General features: G+C 65.8%; 19 protein-coding genes. 13 read left to right on the top strand and 6 right to left on the bottom strand.

The window, feature by feature from the left end; translation table 11 throughout:
• The first annotated feature begins 36 nt into the window (after positions 1–36).
• The gene (gene zwf / locus H292_RS0101710) at positions 37–1,491 is read left to right on the top strand and encodes a glucose-6-phosphate dehydrogenase (RefSeq protein WP_019664132.1); all 1,455 of its coding nucleotides are present in this window, start codon (positions 37–39) and stop codon (positions 1,489–1,491) included.
• Position 1,492: 1 nt separating this feature from the next.
• On the opposite strand, the gene H292_RS0101705 is transcribed toward zwf, so the two are convergent.
• Complete coding sequence (locus H292_RS0101705; protein WP_019664131.1) at positions 1,493–1,954, bottom strand: toxin-antitoxin system HicB family antitoxin; 462 nt, start codon at positions 1,952–1,954, stop codon at positions 1,493–1,495.
• Between the two features lie 101 nt (positions 1,955–2,055).
• Here H292_RS0101705 and thyX point away from each other — a divergent pair, with 101 nt between their 5' ends.
• The 3 genes from thyX to H292_RS0101690 all read left to right on the top strand — a co-directional run bounded on the left by thyX (position 2,056) and on the right by H292_RS0101690 (position 5,624).
• Entirely contained in the window at positions 2,056–2,808 is a 753-nt protein-coding gene (gene thyX, locus H292_RS0101700) for an FAD-dependent thymidylate synthase (protein WP_026347615.1), read from the top strand.
• A gap of 72 nt (positions 2,809–2,880) precedes the next feature.
• A complete protein-coding gene (gene dapA / locus H292_RS0101695; RefSeq protein ID WP_019664129.1) occupies positions 2,881–3,789 on the top strand; it encodes a 4-hydroxy-tetrahydrodipicolinate synthase in 909 nt (302 codons plus the stop codon).
• Positions 3,786–5,624: a ribonuclease J gene (locus tag H292_RS0101690; RefSeq protein WP_026347614.1), complete on the top strand. Its 1,839-nt coding sequence runs from the start codon at positions 3,786–3,788 to the stop codon at positions 5,622–5,624. Before dapA ends, H292_RS0101690 begins: the two co-directional genes overlap by 4 nt.
• 59 nt (positions 5,625–5,683) lie before the next feature.
• On the opposite strand, the gene H292_RS0101685 is transcribed toward H292_RS0101690, so the two are convergent.
• Positions 5,684–6,463: a sulfite exporter TauE/SafE family protein gene (locus tag H292_RS0101685; RefSeq protein WP_019664127.1), complete on the bottom strand. Its 780-nt coding sequence runs from the start codon at positions 6,461–6,463 to the stop codon at positions 5,684–5,686.
• A 61-nt stretch (positions 6,464–6,524) separates the two neighbouring features.
• Between H292_RS0101685 and H292_RS0101680 the strand changes: the two genes are divergently transcribed.
• Complete coding sequence (locus H292_RS0101680; protein WP_026347613.1) at positions 6,525–7,148, top strand: TIGR03085 family metal-binding protein; 624 nt, start codon at positions 6,525–6,527, stop codon at positions 7,146–7,148.
• Between the two features lie 60 nt (positions 7,149–7,208).
• Positions 7,209–9,917 (top strand): FtsK/SpoIIIE family DNA translocase, encoded by a 2,709-nt coding sequence (locus H292_RS0101675; RefSeq protein ID WP_027498551.1) that lies wholly within the window; start codon positions 7,209–7,211, stop codon positions 9,915–9,917.
• A 52-nt stretch (positions 9,918–9,969) separates the two neighbouring features.
• Here the strand turns inward: H292_RS0101675 and H292_RS0101670 are convergent, their stop codons facing one another.
• Together H292_RS0101670 and H292_RS0101665 are read right to left on the bottom strand one after the other, a co-directional pair.
• Positions 9,970–10,251: a YciI family protein gene (locus H292_RS0101670; RefSeq protein ID WP_019664124.1), complete on the bottom strand. Its 282-nt coding sequence runs from the start codon at positions 10,249–10,251 to the stop codon at positions 9,970–9,972.
• 43 nt (positions 10,252–10,294) lie between these two features.
• Positions 10,295–10,879, bottom strand: a complete 585-nt coding sequence (locus H292_RS0101665) for an amino-acid N-acetyltransferase (RefSeq protein ID WP_020110219.1) — start codon at positions 10,877–10,879, stop codon at positions 10,295–10,297.
• A 146-nt stretch (positions 10,880–11,025) separates the two neighbouring features.
• Here H292_RS0101665 and pgsA point away from each other — a divergent pair, with 146 nt between their 5' ends.
• The 5 genes from pgsA (at position 11,026) to H292_RS28305 (ending at position 14,372) form a co-directional block, all read left to right on the top strand.
• On the top strand, positions 11,026–11,646 hold the full coding sequence (pgsA, locus tag H292_RS0101660; RefSeq protein WP_019664122.1) for a CDP-diacylglycerol--glycerol-3-phosphate 3-phosphatidyltransferase: 621 nt from the start codon (positions 11,026–11,028) through the stop codon (positions 11,644–11,646).
• Between the two features lie 223 nt (positions 11,647–11,869).
• Positions 11,870–12,244 (top strand): helix-turn-helix domain-containing protein, encoded by a 375-nt coding sequence (locus H292_RS0101655; RefSeq protein WP_020110218.1) that lies wholly within the window; start codon positions 11,870–11,872, stop codon positions 12,242–12,244.
• 164 nt (positions 12,245–12,408) lie between these two features.
• The gene (locus H292_RS0101650; RefSeq protein WP_019664120.1) at positions 12,409–13,227 is read left to right on the top strand and encodes a PspA/IM30 family protein; all 819 of its coding nucleotides are present in this window, start codon (positions 12,409–12,411) and stop codon (positions 13,225–13,227) included.
• Between the two features lie 45 nt (positions 13,228–13,272).
• Positions 13,273–14,064, top strand: coding sequence for a phage shock envelope stress response protein PspM (pspM, locus tag H292_RS0101645; protein ID WP_020110217.1), 792 nt, complete (start codon positions 13,273–13,275; stop codon positions 14,062–14,064).
• 134 nt (positions 14,065–14,198) lie between these two features.
• Positions 14,199–14,372 (top strand): hypothetical protein, encoded by a 174-nt coding sequence (locus H292_RS28305; protein ID WP_019664118.1) that lies wholly within the window; start codon positions 14,199–14,201, stop codon positions 14,370–14,372.
• Here the strand turns inward: H292_RS28305 and H292_RS26670 are convergent.
• Both H292_RS26670 and H292_RS0101630 read right to left on the bottom strand, forming a co-directional pair.
• Positions 14,335–15,240, bottom strand: a complete 906-nt coding sequence (locus tag H292_RS26670; RefSeq protein ID WP_231383730.1) for a diacylglycerol kinase — start codon at positions 15,238–15,240, stop codon at positions 14,335–14,337. The two genes, H292_RS28305 and H292_RS26670, sit on opposite strands and share 38 nt — an antisense overlap.
• Positions 15,237–16,826, bottom strand: coding sequence for an FAD-binding oxidoreductase (locus H292_RS0101630; RefSeq protein ID WP_020110216.1), 1,590 nt, complete (start codon positions 16,824–16,826; stop codon positions 15,237–15,239). The genes H292_RS26670 and H292_RS0101630 overlap by 4 nt, the downstream gene beginning before the upstream one ends.
• Before the next feature lie 130 nt (positions 16,827–16,956).
• Here H292_RS0101630 and H292_RS0101625 point away from each other — a divergent pair, with 130 nt between their 5' ends.
• Both H292_RS0101625 and H292_RS0101620 read left to right on the top strand, forming a co-directional pair.
• Positions 16,957–17,565: a TetR/AcrR family transcriptional regulator gene (locus H292_RS0101625; protein ID WP_020110215.1), complete on the top strand. Its 609-nt coding sequence runs from the start codon at positions 16,957–16,959 to the stop codon at positions 17,563–17,565.
• The gene (locus tag H292_RS0101620) at positions 17,562–19,130 is read left to right on the top strand and encodes a glycerol-3-phosphate dehydrogenase/oxidase (RefSeq protein WP_020110214.1); all 1,569 of its coding nucleotides are present in this window, start codon (positions 17,562–17,564) and stop codon (positions 19,128–19,130) included. The genes H292_RS0101625 and H292_RS0101620 overlap by 4 nt, the downstream gene beginning before the upstream one ends.

Raw genomic sequence — 19,130 nt, 5'->3', positions numbered from 1 at the left:
CTGCGAGACGGGAGTATCGGTGCCACTATCTTCACTGTGACGACGTCGGCCACCGCGCCCAAGAGTGAACTCCCTCCGCAGGTCGTGGTGCTCTTCGGTGCCACCGGTGATCTGTCCAAACGCAAGTTGCTGTCCGGAATGATGCACCTGGCATTGTCCGATCTCGCCCCGCGCATCCGCGTCGTCGGGACCTCGCTGGAGGAGATGTCCAGCGACGAGTTCCGGCAGATGGCGCTCGAAGCGATCGACGAGTTCTCCAGCCGGAAAGTGTCGGACGAGCAGTGGCGGCAATTCGCCGGAAAACTCAGTTACGTATCCCAGAAGGCGGGACCGGCGGCGCTCGCCGAGGCCGTCGCCCGCGCCGAGATGGAACTCGGACCGGGGACTCGGAAGCTGCACTACCTGTCCGTGCCACCGAAGGCCGCGCTGGCCGTCGTCGAGATGCTCGGCGCGGCAGGATTGGTCAAGGGGTCTCGCATCATCATGGAGAAACCCTTCGGTACCGACCTGGCCAGTGCCATCGAATTGAACGCCACCGTGCACGAGACCTTCGACGAGGACCAGATCTTCCGGATCGATCACTTCCTGGGAAAGGAACCGGCACAGAACATTCTGGCGTTCAGATTCGCGAACGGCTTGTTCGAACCTATCTGGAATCGCAATTTCATCGACCACATCCAGATCGACATCCCGGAGAAGCTGGCGCTCGACGGACGCGCGAACTTCTACGAGTCGACGGGCGCCTTCAAGGACATGGTGGTCACACACCTGTTCCAGGTCCTCGCGTTCATGGCGATGGAACCTCCGACGGCCCTCGAACCACGCGCGATCGGTGAAGAGAAGAACAAGGTGTTCCGGTCGATGAAGCTGCTCGATCCCCGCAAGGTGGTTCGCGGACAGTACGCGGGTTACCTGACCGAACCCGGAGTGTCGCCGGATTCCGACACCGACACCTTCGTCGCGCTGCAGTGCGAGATCGACAACTGGCGTTGGGCCGGAGTGCCGTTCTACCTACGGACGGGCAAACGCATGGCGGAAGGCCAGCGCATCATCTCGATCGCGTTCCGCGAGCCACCGAAAAGTATGTTCCCTGCCGGGTCCGGTGTCGGCGCCCACGGCCCCGACCACCTCACGTTCGACCTGGCCGACGCCTCGAAAGTGTCTTTGTCGTTCTACGGCAAACGCCCGGGCCCCGGCATGCGTCTGGACAAGCTGAGCATGCAGTTCGCGATCGGCGAGACCGAGCGCGTCGGCGACGTACTCGAAGCCTACGAGCGGCTGATACTCGACGCCATGCACGGCGATCACACGCTGTTCACCACGGCCGAAGGGATCGAACGACTGTGGGAGGTGTCCGCGCCGCTGCTCGCGGATCCGCCCCCGGTTCGTCAGTACACACCGGGATCGTGGGGGCCCAACGCAATCCACCAGCTGATCGCACCCAACGCCTGGCGGCTGCCCTTCGAACGGGCGTGGCGCGAACGACCGTGAATCAGAAGGGGCGGTCCTTGCGCATCTGATCACGCAGCGCTCCCTGAACTGCCTGCGAAAGCCACGAGTTGAGCGACACGCCGTTCATCGATGCGGCCTCCTCCGCGCGTTCCTTCACCTGCTCGACCACCCGCAGCGTCACCCGGCGCATCTCGCCGGTGACGTCGTCCATCGTCGGATAGTCCTCGGCGGCGGCGCGATCGTCCGGCGTGCCGGTGTCGGGTGCCACGGTGACATCGGCTACCGCCTGCGTACCGGCGATGCGCACATGCACCGTCGGGCCGTTCAGCTGTGCGGTGACCTCGTCGGCGAAGTCGGACAGTGCTTGCAGCAGCATTAGCCTGGCCGACGCCTGCGCCGCGGATCCGAGTGCCTCGGCGGTCTTCCTGGTGTGTTCGTCGCCGAGCGCTGCCGCGGCAAGTAGATCGGCTCGAAGGGACGAGGTGTACGTGTCGAGTTCCATGACGCCATTGTGGCGTCAGAAATGGTGTCATGCAAGGCGTCAGTGTGACGCATCGATAGTGTTCGGGTGTATCGGTGCAGCTCGAGCAAAGGAAAACCGACGTGTCGAAGACGGTGTCACTGAAGGTGCAGTTGGTCGCGAAGACCGATTTCGTGCCACCGGAGGACATTCCGTGGGAGACCGACGCCGACGGCGGCCAAGCGCTTGCCGAGTTCGCGGGCCGGGCGTGCTACCAGAGCTGGTCCAAGCCCAATCCTCGGACCGCGACCAACGCGTCCTACCTCCGGCACCTGCTCGACGTCGGCCACCTCTCCGTTCTCGAGCACGCGTCGGTGAGCTTCTACATCACCGGGATCTCGCGCTCGTGTACCCACGAGCTGATCCGTCACAGGCACTTCTCCTACTCCCAGCTCTCGCAGAGATTCGTACCCGAGCGTGAGGCCAAGGTGATCGTGCCTCCGGCCATCGACGGTGATCCGGAGCTGGAAGCGCTTTTCCTGGAGGCGACGGAACAGAGCCGGGCAGCATACGTCGAGCTTCTCGGCGCACTCGAACAGAAGTTGGACGGCGTGACCGGCGCCGCTCTACGTGGCAAGCAGGCCCGGCAGGCCGCGCGTTCGGTACTTCCCAACGCCACCGAGACCAAGGTCGTCGTCACCGGTAACTACCGAGCCTGGCGTCACTTCGTGGCGATGCGCGCATCCGAGCACGCCGACGTCGAAATTCGCCGTGTCGCCGTGGAATGCCTGCGGCAACTGACCACCGTCGCACCCGACGTGTTCGGTGACTACGAGATCGCGACGCTGCCCGACGGCTCGGAAGTAGCGCACAGTCCGTTCGTCACCGAGGTGTGATGCCACGCCACGGAAGTGAACTCCCGTCCCACCGGCAGGTAGGGCTCCGCGTACCGGGTAGCCTTTCTGACCATGACATACGGTGATGCCGCTCCTCGAGGACTACCGGCGTTCGGCACGGTGCTCACCGCAATGGTGACGCCGTTCACGGCCGACGGAAAGCTCGATGTCGACGCCGGAGTCCGGTTGGCACACCACCTGGTGGAGCAAGGCCACGACGGCTTGGTTCTGGCCGGCACGACCGGAGAGTCGCCGACCACCACCGAGAACGAGAAGCTCGAACTGATGCGGGCCGTCATCGCCGCGGTGGGCCATCGTGCACGGATCATCGCCGGTGCCGGAAGCAACGACACGGCGCACAGCGTCCAACTGGCACGCGACGCCGCGCGCGCAGGTGCGCACGGCCTGCTCGTCGTGACGCCGTACTACTCGCGCCCGCCTCAGGCCGGGTTGTACGCCCATTTCACCGCGGTCGCCGACGCGACCGACCTGCCCGTCATGCTGTACGACATTCCACCCCGGTCGGTCGTACCCATCGAGACGGACACGTTGCGTCGCCTGTCCGAGCACCCGAGAATCATCGCGGTGAAGGACGCCAAGGGCGACCTGAACGCGGGCGCGGAGCTCATCGCGACCACCGGCTTGCAGTTCTACTCGGGCGACGACCCGCTCAACCTGCCGTGGCTGTCCGTCGGTGCCACCGGATTCGTCAGCGTCATCGGACATCTCGTTCCCGCACGCCTGCGGGAACTGCACTCCGCGTTCATGGTCGGCGACGTCGCCCGCGCCCGCGCCATCAACGCAAGCCTCATCCCCGTCATTCGATCGGTAGCGCGCCTCGGCGGCGTCACCGCATCCAAGGCCGGGCTGCGCCTCATCGGACTCGACGTCGGTGATCCCAGACTTCCCCAGGTGCCACCGAGCATCGACCAAATCGAATTGCTCGCAGCAGATCTGCGGGCAGCAGGAGTCCTTGTATGAGTAGACCAGCACGTTCACGAGGCCGCGCAACCCGAAGCGCGGGCCCCCCTGCGGAACGGCCGGCGCAGCCTGCCAAATCCGCAGGAAAACCTGTGGTGCAGAATTCTGCGCGCACACAGCGCCCGGACACCCGCCGTGAGGTCGATCCGACCGACCGCCTCGGGACGCCGCCGAAGGCCCCGTTCAAGGGCCTCCGCATCGTCGCCCTCGGCGGAATCGGTGAGATCGGTCGCAACATGACCGTGTTCGAGCATCAGGGCAAACTCCTGATCATCGACTGCGGCGTCCTGTTCCCCGAGGACCAGCAGCCAGGCGTCGACCTGATCCTGCCCGACTTCCGGCACATCGAGAACCGAATGGCCGACGTCGAAGCCGTCGTCCTCACCCACGGCCACGAAGACCACATCGGCGCGGTCCCGTTCCTGCTCCGGTTGCGGCCCGACCTGCCCGTCATCGGCTCCAAGTTCACGTTGGCCCTGGTCGCAGCCAAATGTCGCGAGCACCGCCTGCGCCCGAACCTCGTCGAGGTCATAGAAGGCCAGAAGACCAAGCACGGGCCCTTCGAATGCGAGTACTTCGCCGTCAACCACTCGATTCCCGACGCGCTCGCCATCGCGATCCGCACCGACGCCGGTCTCGCGCTGCACACCGGCGACATCAAGCTCGACCAGCTGCCGCTCGACGGCCGACTCACCGACCTCGCAGGTTTCTCCAGGCTGGGCGACGAGGGCGTCGATCTGTTCCTCGTGGACTCCACGAACGCCGAGGTGCCTGGATTCGTCACGCCCGAGCGTGAGATCGGTGGCGTACTCGACACCGTCATCGGCAAGGCCAAGCAGCGAGTCATCGTCGCGTCGTTCGCGAGCCACGTGCACCGCATCCAGCAGGTCATCGACGTCGCCGAGCGATACAACCGTCGCGTCGCATTCGTCGGTCGGTCGATGGTGCGGAACATGCAGATCGCCCAGGATCTCGGCTACCTGCGGGTGCCCGACGGCCTGGAGGTGAACATCGACACCGCAGCGACGCTCCCCGACGATCGCCTGGTGCTGATCTCCACCGGTTCACAGGGCGAGCCACTGTCGGCATTGTCGCGCATGGCCCGTGGTGAGCACCGTCAGATCAACGTCAAGGCCAATGATCTGGTGGTTCTCGCGTCGTCGCTGATTCCCGGCAACGAAAACTCCGTCTTCGCGGTCGTCAACGGCCTCGCCAAGCGCGGCGCGACCGTCGTGACCCAGCAGAACGCCAAGGTCCACGTTTCGGGCCACGCATCCGCGGGTGAGCTGCTCTACCTCTACAACGCGGTGCGCCCCACCAACGCGATGCCCGTGCACGGCGAATGGCGACACCTGCGCGCCAACGCTGCACTCGCCAAAGCCACCGGTGTCGCCGAGGACCGTGTCGTTCTGGCCGAGGACGGCGTCGTCGTCGACATGGTCGACGGACTGGCCCGCATCGTCGGTCAGGTGCCCGTCGGTCACGTTTACGTCGACGGCCTGTCCGTCGGAGACGTCGGCGATTCGACCCTGTCCGACCGCCTCGTGCTCGGTGAGGGTGGATTCATCGCCATCACCGTGGCCGTCGATTCGACGACCGGCCGTGCTATCACGACTCCCGAGGTGTCCGGTCGCGGCTTCTCCGACGATCCGGCTGCGCTCAAGGAAGCGGCTCAGCTCGTCGAAGCGGAACTGCAGAGACTGGCGTCCGACGGGGTCACCGACACCCACCGCATCGCGCAGGCAGTTCGCCGCGTGGTCGGTCGGTGGGTTGCCGACAAGTACCGTCGCAAGCCGATGATCGTCCCGACCGTAATGGCGGTCGGCCAGAAGTAGCGTCGTACGACACTTCGTACGATCTGCACCGGCGCTTGCTGGTCTGACGCGTGGACGCGTCAGGCCAGCAACCGCCACAGGCCGATGAGGCCGATCACGACGATGGTGATCCGCAGCGCCCACGGGGACAACTTCCGGCCGTAGCGTGCGCCGACGGATCCGCCCACGAGAGATCCAGCTGCAATCAATCCTGCCGCGGCCCAACTGATGTCGTCGAACGCCACGATGGTGTAGGTGACCGCGGCGACGACGTTCACGATGAGCGACAGCAAGTTCTTGGCGGCATTCATGCGCTGCATCGAGTCCGGTAGAAGGACTCCCATGACGCCGATCAGGAGGATGCCCTGCGCTGCGGTGAAGTAGCCGCCGTAGATTCCCACCACGAACGTCCCGATGGTGAGCAGGGTCAGCTTCGTTCGGCTGACGTGGTCCACCGCGACTCCCGCCGCCTCGGAACGCCGTCTGGCCCACCCCTGGATGCTCGGCTGCGCCACCACCAGGACGAGTGCGCCGATCAGCAGAACCGGAACGACAGCGCTGAACACCGACGGGGGCAGGTGAAGCAGCAGCCACGCGCCACCGAGCGCACCGAAGAACGACGCAGGCATCTGCCATCGCAGCCGCGACCACTGACCCGCGAGCTCCCGTCGATAGCCCCAGGTACCCGATACGCTCCCTGCGACCAGCCCGATTGCGTTCGACATCGTGGCCACGACGGGCGGGTAACCGAAAGCGACCAGAGTCGGAAACGTGATCAGCGTCCCCGATCCCACCACGGCGTTGATGGCACCTGCGCCGAAGCCGGCAACGAGAATGACGAGAATTTCGGAGATCGGCACCGATCCGAGATTACGGTCCGTGACGGCCGCGCAGGGCAGCGGGCACGTACGGTGGATCGATGTGACCCTTGCACAGCACGAACGCGCAGAACTGGTACTGAGTTTGACGGCAGCGGGTGAGTCCGCGCCGACGCTGTGCGGCGACTGGACGACGCGGGATCTCGCGGCCCACCTCGTCGTCCGCGAGCGGAGGTTGGATGCGGCGCCCGGGATACTCCTGCCGCTGTTCGACTCCTACACGCAGAAGGTTCAGAACGAGGTGGCACGCCGGCCGTTCTCCGAACTCGTGGCGGAGATCGCGGCCGGGCCACCGGTGTGGTCGCCGTTCAAGATCCTGGACCCCCTGGTCAACGTCGGTGAGATGTTCGTTCACCACGAGGATGTCCGGCGCGCCCAGTCCGGATGGTCGCCCAGGTTGCTGTCCGCCGATCTCCAGAATCGTCTGTGGAGGCTCGCGACGGTCGTGGGACGCCTCGCGTATCGGCGGTCGCCGGTAGGCGTGGTGCTCGAGACCCTCGACGGACGCTCGGTCACGGTGAAACGAGGCGGGGGAGAACAGGTCGTGCTGGTGGGTCGGCCGTCGGAGCTGCTGCTTCACGCGTTCGGGCGAAGCGAGGTTCACCTCGACAGGACCGGAAACGCGTCGTCCGTCGAGGCCGTCGAAGGCTTGGATCGAAGTTTCTGACGGGCTGTTACTCGTGTTGCGGATGGTTTCGAAGGGGCCCTTGCGACTAACCTAGGGGCCATGGCAGGAAAGACCAGCACACGGAGTTCGAACGCCGGCAGCGCCGGAGGTTCGTCGACATCGCGTGCTTCGGGGGGATCACGCAAGCCGTCCGGAGGGCGAACCGCACGCACGGTGACCACGCCGAAAAAGCCGACAGCGCCCCGCAAGGCGGCGCCGAGAAACGCAGCGCCACGGAATGCGCCGCCGCGCGGATCGGGATCGAGGCGGCCGCCCAAGAAGAAGTCGGCTGGAGTGATGTCCGCCGTCGGGCGCGGTATGTCGTCCGGGTGGTCGATGGCTGCCCGGGGGGTAGGGGCCACCACCCGTACGGTCAGCAAGGCCAAGGACATCGAGCACGGTCATCGCCGTGACGGACTTGCTCTCGGCTTGATCGCCGTCAGCGTCGTCGTTGCCGCGGCAGTCTGGTTCTCGGCCGGCGGCCCGGTAGGCGAGTGGATCGAGATAGCTGTCCGAGCGATCGTCGGTGACGCCGGATACATCGTGCCGGTTCTCGGTGTCGGCGTGGCCGTACTGCTCATGCGGACCGAACCGAATCCGGACATCCGTCCGCGACTGGTCCTGGGCTCGATCCTGCTGGTTCTCCCGATCCTCGGTCTCTGGCACATGGCGGCGGCGTCGCCGACGGACGCCGAGGGTCGCGCGTCGGGGGCAGGATTCGTCGGGTACGTCGCAGGTGGACCGATCGCCGACGGTCTGACCGTGTGGCTGGCCGTGCCATTGCTGCTGTTGGCCGGTCTGTTCGGCGTGCTGCTTCTGACCGGGACAACCGTGCGGGACGTTCCGGATCGCCTCCGGTCGCTGTTCGGGACCGACAGCCGCGGTGACGAGTACGGCGACTACGACCCGGCCGACTACGGTTCGGAGTTCGGCGACAACGACTACGGCGACGGTCGATACGGGGACTACGACGCGGCGGCCTTCGACGCCGACGGCTACCCCGTGGACAACGCTGCCGGGCATCTCGGTGGAGACCCCTACGGCAACTACCCGACCGAGGAGTACATCCCGGTCAAGAAATCCCGCGCCCGCAAGCCCGCCGCAGAGCAACTGCCGACCGAGGTGATCGAACCGGTCGCGTCGGAACCCGAACTGCCGCTCGAGCCACCGACGGCGCCGACGCCACCGCGGCCCCGGCCCAAGCCCGTCGTCAAGGCGGCCGAGCCGAAGCCCGCCGCGGACGAGGACAAGATCGTCGTCGACCGCGTCGTCGACGGCGATTACACGCTGCCGTCGCTGTCACTGCTGATCGACGGCGATCCGCCGAAGACCCGCAGTCAAGCGAACGACGCGATGATCGAGGCCATCTCCGAGGTCCTCGAACAGTTCAAGATCGACGCAGCCGTCACCGGATTCACTCGCGGTCCGACGGTGACGCGCTACGAAGTCGAGCTGGGACCGGGCGTCAAGGTCGAGAAGATCACGGCCCTTCACCGCAACATCGCGTACGCAGTCGCGACGGACAACGTCCGACTGCTCGCCCCGATCCCCGGCAAGTCCGCCGTCGGTATCGAGGTGCCCAACTCCGACCGCGAGATGGTGCGACTCGCCGACGTGCTCACCGCTCCGTCGACCCGCAAGGACCACCATCCTCTGGTGATCGGCCTCGGCAAGGACATCGAAGGCGATTTCGTCAGCGCGAACCTGGCGAAGATGCCGCACCTGTTGGTCGCGGGTTCGACGGGTTCCGGTAAGTCGAGCTTCGTGAACTCGATGCTCGTGTCGTTGCTGGCGCGAGCCACGCCCGACGAGGTTCGGATGATTCTGATCGACCCGAAGATGGTCGAGTTGACGCCGTACGAGGGCATTCCGCACCTCATCACCCCGATCATCACGCAACCCAAGAAGGCCGCGGCAGCCTTGGCGTGGTTGGTCGAGGAAATGGAACAGCGCTACCAGGACATGCAGGTCAACAAGGTGCGCCACGTCGACGACTTCAACAAGAAGGTGCGTTCGGGCGAGATCACCGCACCGCTGGGAAGCGAGCGGGTGTACCGCCCGTACCCGTACATCCTCGCGATCGTCGACGAACTCGCCGACCTGATGATGACGGCGCCCCGCGATGTGGAGGACGCGATCGTCCGCATCACCCAGAAGGCGCGTGCTGCCGGCATCCACCTGGTGCTGGCCACGCAGAGGCCGTCGGTGGATGTCGTGACGGGTCTGATCAAGACCAACGTGCCGTCACGTCTGGCGTTCGCGACGTCGTCGTTGACCGACTCGCGGGTCATCCTCGATCAGGCGGGTGCGGAAAAGCTCATCGGCATGGGCGACGCGTTGTTCCTGCCCATGGGTGCCGGCAAGCCGACCCGGCTGCAGGGAGCGTTCATCACCGACGAGGAGATCTCGGCCGTCGTCGACTTCGCCAAGAACCAGGCGGAGCCCGAGTACAACGAGACGGTCACCGCGGCCAAGGCGTCGGACAAGAAGGACGTCGACCCGGATATCGGCGACGATCTCGACGTGTTGCTGCAGGCAGTCGAGCTGGTGGTCACCAGCCAGTTCGGGTCGACATCGATGCTGCAGCGCAAGCTCCGCGTCGGATTCGCCAAAGCGGGACGGTTGATGGACCTCATGGAGAATCGTGGCGTCGTCGGGCCGAGCGAAGGCTCCAAGGCCCGCGAGGTGTTGATCAAGCCCGACGAGCTCGACGGCTTGCTGTGGTCGATCAGGGGCGGCGACCCGGACGACGCACCGGCAGAGGACTGACGGCGCGTCACCGGGTGCCGAGCACGCGGAGCGTGCGGGTCCTGACGCAGTGTCAGGACAGGGCGCCCATGACCGGCTTCCACTCGACGATCGTGGACGTCTCCACGAGGTTCTCCACGGCGAACGGATCCTGCTCGAACAGCGTGGCCACCGACGCGGTGTCGGTTCCCTCCACGATGATGAGCGCGCCGCTACCGTCGACGTACGGACCGGACGACACCAGCACGTTCTGCTCGAGCAGATCGGCGAGCCACGCACGATGCGTCGCGCGGTGGGTGTCGCGGCCGTCGGTGGTGCTGGGCGAATAGGTGTAGTGGACGGCGAACAGTGCCATGTGAGATTCCTTCGTCTTCGAACTGCGGGACGATGAAATCCTGTCAGAGAGACAGCAGCATCCTGGTGTTGCCCAGTGTGTTGGGCTTCACATAGCTGAGGTCGAGGAACTCCGCGACACCGGTGTCGTAGGACCTGCACATCTCGGCGTACACCTCCGCGGTGACCGGCGTGCCGTCGATCTCGACGAACCCGTGCCGGGCGAAGAAGTCGATCTCGAAGGTCAGGACGAACAGACGCTGCAACGACAGTTCGCGGGCGACCTGCACGAGCTTGTCGACGATCAGGTGGCCCGCACCGTGTCCCTTGGCCGACGGGTCGACCGCGACTGTGCGTACTTCGCCGAGATCGGCCCACAACACGTGCAACGCGCCGCAGCCGATGACCGTGCCCGCGCGTTCCGCGACCCAGAATTCCTGGACCGCCTCGTACAGGGTCACCAGGTTCTTCTCGAGGAGAATCTTGCCCGCGTAGATGTCGATCAGTCGTTTGACCTCCGGGATGTCGGACGTCCGTGCTCGTCGAATCACCAGATCGTCGCCTCCGTGGGAAGACTGTGCGGTGTTCGAGGCTGGGTCCGAGGAGGTGTCGAGATCGTCTCGACTCGCCCGGTTCGGCGCAGAAGTCATGTGGTGAACAGTAGCCAACAGGTGAGCAGATATTCTTCTGGTGTGTCCGTCTCCGAACTCGCCGTCGCACTACCGGGACACCTGTGCCGACACGTACTCCGACAGCACGCACTTCGACAGCACGCACTTCGACGGATCGGTACGGCATGACCGAACGCGTACCACCGACGCCGCAGTTGCCGCACGGCAATTCTGCGACCGGCAGTACCGAGGTCGTCCCGATCCTCAACATCGCCAACGTCCTCACTGTTCTCCGCATCGCGCTCGTCCCCGTGTTCCTCGTCGTGCTGTTCGCCGGCGACGGTCACGACACGACGTGGCGAATCGCGGCAACCGTCGTGTTCGCCGTGGCTGCCATCACCGATCGAATCGACGGCCAGCTGGCGCGCAAGTACGGACTGGTGACCGATTTCGGCAAGATGGCTGATCCCATCGCGGACAAGGCCCTCATCGGCGCGGCCCTCGTCGGCCTCTCGATTCTGGGAGACCTGCCCTGGTGGGTGACCATCGTGATCGCGGCCCGCGAAATCGGGATCACGCTCGTCCGGTTCATCGTGATCCGTCACGGCGTGATACCGGCGGGGCGGGGAGGCAAGATCAAGACCCTGGTGCAGAGCTTCGCGATCGGGTTCTATCTGTTCCCTCTCCCGGATGACGTGCGCTTCGTGTCGGTGACACTGATGGGCGCCGCCGTCGTGCTCACCGTGTACACGGGCCTCGATTACATCGTCCAGGCAATCAGGCTCAGGCGAGGCGTCACCTCGTGACCGACCCCCTGAGCCGGGCCGACGAAGCCCTCGCTCGAAATACGGTCCGAAAAGGTGTGTCGTCGGTGCTTCGACGGGTAATCGAGAACACGGCCGTATAGGGTCGGGAACCAATCGAGCACGGTCCTTCGTTGTAGCTGAAGATGAACGCCCCGTACGTACAGATGAACAAAAACCACAGATGACGAAGAACCACAGATGACGAAGAACGAGGAGGAGCGAGATGGCGCTGCTATTGCGTGAAGCACTCGGCGACAGTCTGCGGCGCACTCGCGTTGCGCAAAGCCGGACCCTGCGCGAGGTCTCCAACACCGCACGGGTGAGCCTCGGTTACCTCTCCGAGGTCGAACGCGGCCGCAAGGAAGCGTCGAGTGAACTGCTCAACGCGATCTGCGACGCGTTGGCCGTCCCCCTCGCCGACGTCATGAGCGACGTCAGCGAGTCGCTGTCGGAATCGACGCTTGCAGCCCGTGCCGCCGATGTGGATGCTGCCGTGGGGGTGGATGCGGCAGCAGGCGTGGACGCCGCGTCGCCTCGGATTGCCGACGACACTCGCGTTGTCATTCCTGCGCCCGCGCGTGCTCTTGCCGCTGCCTGATCGGCAGACATGAGTCTTGTTACCGCTAGGGTGGAATCGACACTCACGACAAACCGACCAGACCAGTATTCTCGTGTCACTGGCAGTTCTTCGACGGTCGCTGTACACCTCAGCTGACCCCCTATGCGCGAACCCGGCGCTCGATATGGAGGCAGGATCAACCCATGGCTAATCCTTTCGTCAAGGCCTGGAAGTACATGATGGCCCTCTTCAATTCCAAGATCGACGAGAAGGCCGACCCCAAGGTTCAGATTCAGCAGGCCATCGAGGACGCGCAGCGGCAGCACCAGGCGCTGTCCCAGCAGGCTGCTTCGGTGATCGGCAACCAGCGTCAGCTGGAGATGAAGCTGAGCCGTCAGCTCGACGAGGTCGAGAAGCTGAACGCGAACGCCCGTCAGGCTGTCACGTTGGCAGATCAGGCCGCGGCAGCCGGTGACGTGGACAAGGCAACGCAGTACACCAACGCCGCCGAGGCGTTCGCCGCACAGCTCGTCACGGCCGAGCAGGGCGTCGAGGACCTCAAGGTCCTGCACGATCAGTCGCTGCAGGCAGCGTCGCAGGCCAAGAAGGCCGTCGAGCAGAACGCGATGGCGCTGCAAGCCAAGGTCGCCGAGCGCACCAAGCTTCTCAGCCAGCTCGAACAGGCCAAGATGCAGGAGAAGGTCAGCGAATCGCTGCGCTCCATGGACAGCACGCTGTCGGCGCCGGGCAACACCCCCAGCCTCGATGCGGTCCGCGACAAGATCGAGCGTCGCTACGCAGATGCACTCGGTTCCGCCGAGCTTGCACAGAACTCCGTGTCCGGTCGGATGATGGAGGTCCAGCAGGCGTCGGTGCAGATGGCCGGACACAGCCGTCTGGAGCAGATCCGCGCATCCATGGCGGGGGATTCCCTTCCTTCCGGCAATTCCGCAGCGGCGCCCAAGCCGTCGATCCAGAAGGCTCCGAACGCCACCCCCGAGCCCCCGGCACAGAACCAGTAGCTCGTGACGAACGAACAGCATGGCCGGTCACGAAAGTGGTCGGCCATGCCCGTGTCCGAGTCCGTGTCGATGGTGCGTGCCGCCACCGACACGGCTCGACGGTCCGTCGAGTCCGCCGTCGACGCGGTCGGTCGATGGAACGATCCCCGGCAGAAACATCTCCGACGGATCAAGCGAGCTCGTCGACGGGGCACGTGGTTGGGTAGCGCCTCCGGTGTGTCCGCCGCGTCGACCGCGGGTCTGGCCGTTGCCTCGGCTCCCGAGTGGACATTGCTCGCCGGCGGAGGTGGCGCGGCCGTCCTCGCCGTCCCGGCGGTGTTGGCGTTCGGTCGTTACCGGCGTCTACGCGCGCAGCCCCTTCCAGCAGCGCGTCCTGGCAAAGCGACGCTGCCACCCAAGTCGTCCGCGTCCTACGAACCCGTGCGCAGGCTCGTGGGCGCTCAGAACAGCTTGTACGAGCTGGTGGGGATTCTCACTCGGTCCGAGTTCGTCGACTCGGCAGAGGTATCCGACATCACGGACGTCGCCGACGCCGCCGCCCGTACGCTGCGCGACATGGCTGCGGACATCTCGTCGTTGGAACGTGCGGCGGAGGGAAGCGCCCGAGCTGCCTCGCACCTGTCGCCCACCATTTCGTCGGCCGCAGTCGAGTTGGACAAGGGCGTCGACCAATTCGAGGACCTCGTCGCCGCAGCCGCACGTCTGACGAGCCCGGGCGGCCTGCCCGGCAGTGCGGTGGAACTACGCAAAGCCGAGTTGTTGTCTGCCACCGATCGTCTCGAGGGGTGGGCCAGCGCGCTCGCAGAACTGGCAGCGATCAGAGGCCGGCACTCCTGAGGCTTCCGCGCCCTCGGGTGCGCGTTCCGAGACTTAAGGGTATTCCCCCATCTTTCCCTGAACTCCCTGCTGGAGTGGTGTTTTCGCGTCCACGGCATGCCAGGATCGGAAGCACACCAAGGAAAGGGAATCACATGTTCTGGAAAGTTCTCGGCATCATCGTCCTGGTCTGGCTCGCGTTCGCCGTTCTCGGCACGGTGATCAAGGGCTTGTTCTGGGTGGCGGTGGCAGCGGCAATCGTGTTCGGCATCTACTGGTTGGTCAAGGCGATCACCGCGGGCGATCAGCGCGATCTGACCAAGCTGTAGTTCCCACGAGGGCGGTGACGGCTCCGGGGATCGAGTCGATCTGCACCGGCAACGGAGTGAACCTCTCCCCGTCGGCGTACGCGACCATCCCGGGAGCGCTGAGGCGGACCCGGGCCGCGCGGTGGGTCTCGACATCGGGAAGGTCGACGTGCGTGCCCTTGTACAACGTGGGGGAGAGGCGGACCAACCGACTGCGGCTGGAGGCTCTGACGATGGTCACGTCGAACAGTCCGTCGTCGGCGACGGCGCCGGGACAGATCGCCATACCGCCCCCGTAGGACGGGCCGTTACCGACCGTCACCAGCGTCGCATCGATGTCCGACGAGTGTCCGTCGAGCTCGACCGAGTACCTGATGGTCCGAAACCGGCTCAATTCCAACAGCATTGCGATGTTGTACTTCGACGGGCCGGACGGCCACTTCATCCCGTTGGCGCGTTCGGTGACCAGACTGTCGAATCCGCTCGACAGGACGGTCGCGAACCATCTGTTGCCCACCCGCCCGAGGTCGAGCGATCGGCGTCGATCGTCGATGACGATGTCCGCCGCCGCCACCGGGTCGTCCAGCGGGACTCCGACGAGGCGAGCGAAGTCGTTGCCCGTCCCGGCAGGGGCGACAGCCAGCGGGGTCGTGGTTGTGGCGACTGCTTGCAGAGCGAGGTTGACCAGTCCGTCGCCCCCGACGGCCACGAGACAGTCGGTCCCGGTGCGGACCGCTCTTTTGGCCTGATCGAGTGCTTCGCCCGGAGTTCTGCCCTCGATGGTGACGACGTCGACGCCTCGCTCGCGTAATCGTGCAACGACGGTGGTGGACACGCGGACTCCGCGCCCACGGCCTGCAGTGGGGTTCGTCAGAACCGTGACAGTCACGGAATCAGTTTGCCAGGATTCAGAATTCCCGCGGGATCGACGGCGACCTTCACTGCTCGAAGGACCGCAGACCCGACAGGTCCGATCTCGTCGGGCATCCATGATCGGTGGTCGCGGCCCACGGCGTGATGGTGTGTGACGGTCGCGCCACTGTCGACGATGGCTGCCGTCGCTGCACGCTTCGCCGTCGTCCACTGAGCCGTCGCGTCCGGTGCTGCCGCGCAGACCACCGTGAAGTACAGCGACGCACCGGTGGCGTACACGTGCGACACATGACACATCACGATCGGAGGAGTGCCGAGCCCGGTGAGCGCCTCGACGAGAGCGGTGGTGACCCGGGCGCGAACCGCGCTCAGATTCGACCAGCTCGTCGCTGTCTCGAGAGTCTCGGCCAGAGCGCCCGCGTCGAGCAGCGCGTCACGCAGATAGGGCGAATCGAAACGTTTCGCTTCCCATCGCCTGGCACCCTCGGGGTCCGTCACACGTCCGCCGGCGGCGATCACCGCCACGTCTGCGGCCGCGGCAGCGTCGATCGCGGCGGCTGTGCCGTCGGCGCAGTCGAACGTCGCCACCGCGGTGCACCCGCCCTGCTCTGCGTCCTGCCCGGCCCGTCCCGCCAGCGCGGCGTCGATGGCGGATTCGGCTTCGTCGGACAGCCTCACGACCGTCGGTCTGCCCGGTGCCACCGACAGCTCCCGCAGTGCCTCGAGACCGGAGGCGAAGTCCGGAAAATGCCAGCACCGATACTCGGTGTACCGAGGGATCGGCCGCACTCGTACGGTCACCGACGTCACGATTCCCAGAGTGCCCTCGGAACCGAGGAAGATCTGCCGCAGGTCCGGTCCCGCCGCCGACGCAGGCGCTCGTCCGCAGACGGTCGTGCCGACGGGGGTGACGACGGTCATCGCCTCGACCATGTCGTCGAAACGACCGTATCCCGAGGACGACTGGCCCGACGACCGCGTCGCGGCGAATCCTCCGATGCTCGCGAAGGCGAACGACTGCGGGAAATGACCGAGGGTCAGGCCGTGACGGCCGAGCATCTCCTCGGCTTCCGGGCCGGTGACTCCCGCCAGCAACGTTGCGGTGCGAGACTCGACGTCGAGATGGGTCAGTGCGTCGAGTCGACGTGTGCTGACCGTGACCACGGTGTCGAACCATTCGCGGACCGGGTCGACTCCGCCGACGACGCTGGTGCCACCGCCGAACGGAACGACGGCGATCGCGAAGTCGCTGCAGTACCGGAGGAGGGATTCCACCTGCTGCGTATCCGCGGGGAAGAGGACTGCGTCCGGGGCGTGCTGCACCCCGCCGCGGCGCCGGGCCAGCAGATCGGTCGTGCTCTTGCCGCCGAGATACCGAAGTCGAACATCGTCGTCGGTGGAAATGTATGCGGCACCGACGATGTCCTCGAAACCGCGGCGTCGGTCGTCGGTCAGGCGCGACCGAGTCAGCCGCACCGGAGCAACCTCCCGCTCGGGCCGATCCGGTGCGGGGGAGATGCCCAGCGCGGACTGCAGCAGGTCTCGAACCTCGGACGGCAGAACGCGCTTGTTCTCAGCGGTTCCCCACGCATCCCAGACCATCGTCGAGGGCGACGCGCCGGGCAGCTCCACCGGGGGATGTTCCTGCATGATCTATAGTGTTACACAGCTTGCATATTTGTAACCCGGTCTCGGTTATCAGTTCTCGAGGCCACCGAGCGAGGTGCCGACAGTGAGTGACCAGTCCGTTGCAGGCTCGTCTGCCGTGAAGGATTCGTCCTCCGTCGAAGATCAGGTGCTCGACGCGGCGCGTTCCTGCATCCTCGAACACGGTGTCCGGCGCACCACTCTCGCCGAGATCGCTCGACGTGCCGGGGTCAGCCGGCCGACGGTCTACCGGCGCTGGGCGGACACACGGGCCGTCGTGTCGTCGTTGCTGACGCGTGAGATCGGTTCGGTCATGCCGTCGTTCGATCTCGACGCTCCTGTCCGACCACAGGTGTCCTCCGCCGCACGCGATGTGGCGGACAAGGTGCGTTCACATCCGCTGTTCGTCAAGATCATCGAGTCCGACTCGGACATCCTGTCCACCTACATCCTCCACCGGCTCGGCACCAGTCAGTCGCTGATCATCGACGCGCTCGCACCCGTCGTGGCTGCAGGGCAACGGGACTCGTCGATCCGCCCAGGAAACACGATTCATCTGGCGACCGTCGTTCTTCTCATGGTCCAGTCCGCAGTTCAATCGGCGAACATGGTCGCGCAGCGCATTCCCGGTGACGAGTTGATCGCGGAAGTCTCCTACGCCGTCGACGCGTACCTCAGCCCGGCTGGTCCGTGAGACCCTCCGGCAGTTCGGCCCCTTCCAGCAGTTCGGCGCTGAACGGCGCTCGACGTGAACGCGATCTCGAAAAGCTCTGGGACGGTGACGTTGTCGATGTTCTGGTCGTGGGTGGCGGCGTCACCGGTGCAGGCGTTGCGCTCGACGCGGCGTCGCGCGGGCTGAGCGTTGCTCTCGTCGAGAAGCACGATCTGGCGTTCGGGACGAGCCGGTGGAGTTCCAAACTGGTCCACGGAGGCCTGCGGTATCTAGCGTCGGGCCACGTCGGGATCGCCCACGAGAGTGCGGTGGAGCGCGGGATCCTGATGACCCGTACAGCGCCGCATCTGGTTCGGCGCCTCCCGACGATCATTCCGTTGCACGAGTCGGTCTCTCGGGTCGATGCCGTCGTGATCAGGGCTGGGCAGGCCGCAGGAGATGCACTCAGAGCGGCCGCCGGGACGCCCGCGGCGTTGCTGCCACGCGCAGATCTGATCGGAGCAGGCAGCGTGGTCGACGCCGCGCCCACTGTTCGGCGTCGCGGACTGCGCGGCGGCGCACGATCCTGGGACGGGCAGTTGGTCGACGACGCCCGACTCGTCGTGGCCGTTGCGCGTACAGCCGCGTCGTACGGGGCCTCCGTCCTGACCGGACTCGGCGCATCCGACGTGGACCGAACGTCGGCTCGGATCACCGATACCGAGTCCGGAGAGAGTACTCGCATCAGGGCGCGGATCGTCGTCAACTCCGCAGGGGTGTGGGCTGGTGAGATCGACTCCCGAATCACCCTGCGTCCCAGCCGCGGGACGCACCTGGTCTTCGACGATTCGACGTTCGGCGGGCTGAACTGTTCGCTCACCATCCCGATACCCGGTGAGCGCAACCGCTTCGTGTTCGCACTTCCAGCGCCGCTCGGCCGCGTGTACGTCGGATTGACCGACGAGGCGACCTCGGGCCCGGTACCGGATGTCCCCGTCGCCTCGGACACGGAGGTGGACTTCCTGCTCGCAGTTCTCGGCACCGTCGTCGACCCGGCGCCGACGCGCGCCGACGTCATCGGATCCTTCGCCGGGTTGCGTCCGCTGCTGGCCTCGGGTGACGGCGCTTCGGCCGACCTGTCCCGTCGGCACGCCGTGCTCGACGACGGTGCCGGACCCGTCGGTGTGGTCGGCGGCAAGCTGACGACGTACCGGTTGATGGCCGAGCAGGCCGTCGACGTGGTGGCGACGGCTCTCGGTGAGACGCTCGGACCTTCGCGCACGGCATCGATTCCGCTCGTGGGGGCCGCGACGCAGCAGACCCTCGATGCCATCGACGCCCCGGTGTCCGTGGTCCGGCGGTTCGGTGCCGACGCCATGCTCGTTCGAGCGCTCGCGGACCGGATGCCTGGTGGGTGGGCACCGGTAGCGGAGGGGATCGACATCTGTGAGGCGGAGTTGGCCTTCTCGGTGCAGTACGAGGGTGCTCGGTCCGTGGGCGATCTCCTCGACCGACGCACGAGGATCGGGCTGGTGGACGTCGATCGGGCGCGAGCCGTGGACTCCGCGGAGCGAGCGCTCGAGAAGTTCCTGCACACGCGTCGGTGA

The sequence above is a fragment of the Rhodococcus sp. 114MFTsu3.1 genome (assembly GCF_000383555.1).
Lineage (GTDB): Bacteria > Actinomycetota > Actinomycetes > Mycobacteriales > Mycobacteriaceae > Rhodococcoides > Rhodococcoides fascians_E.
This window is presented reverse-complemented; position numbering and strand designations above follow the sequence as displayed.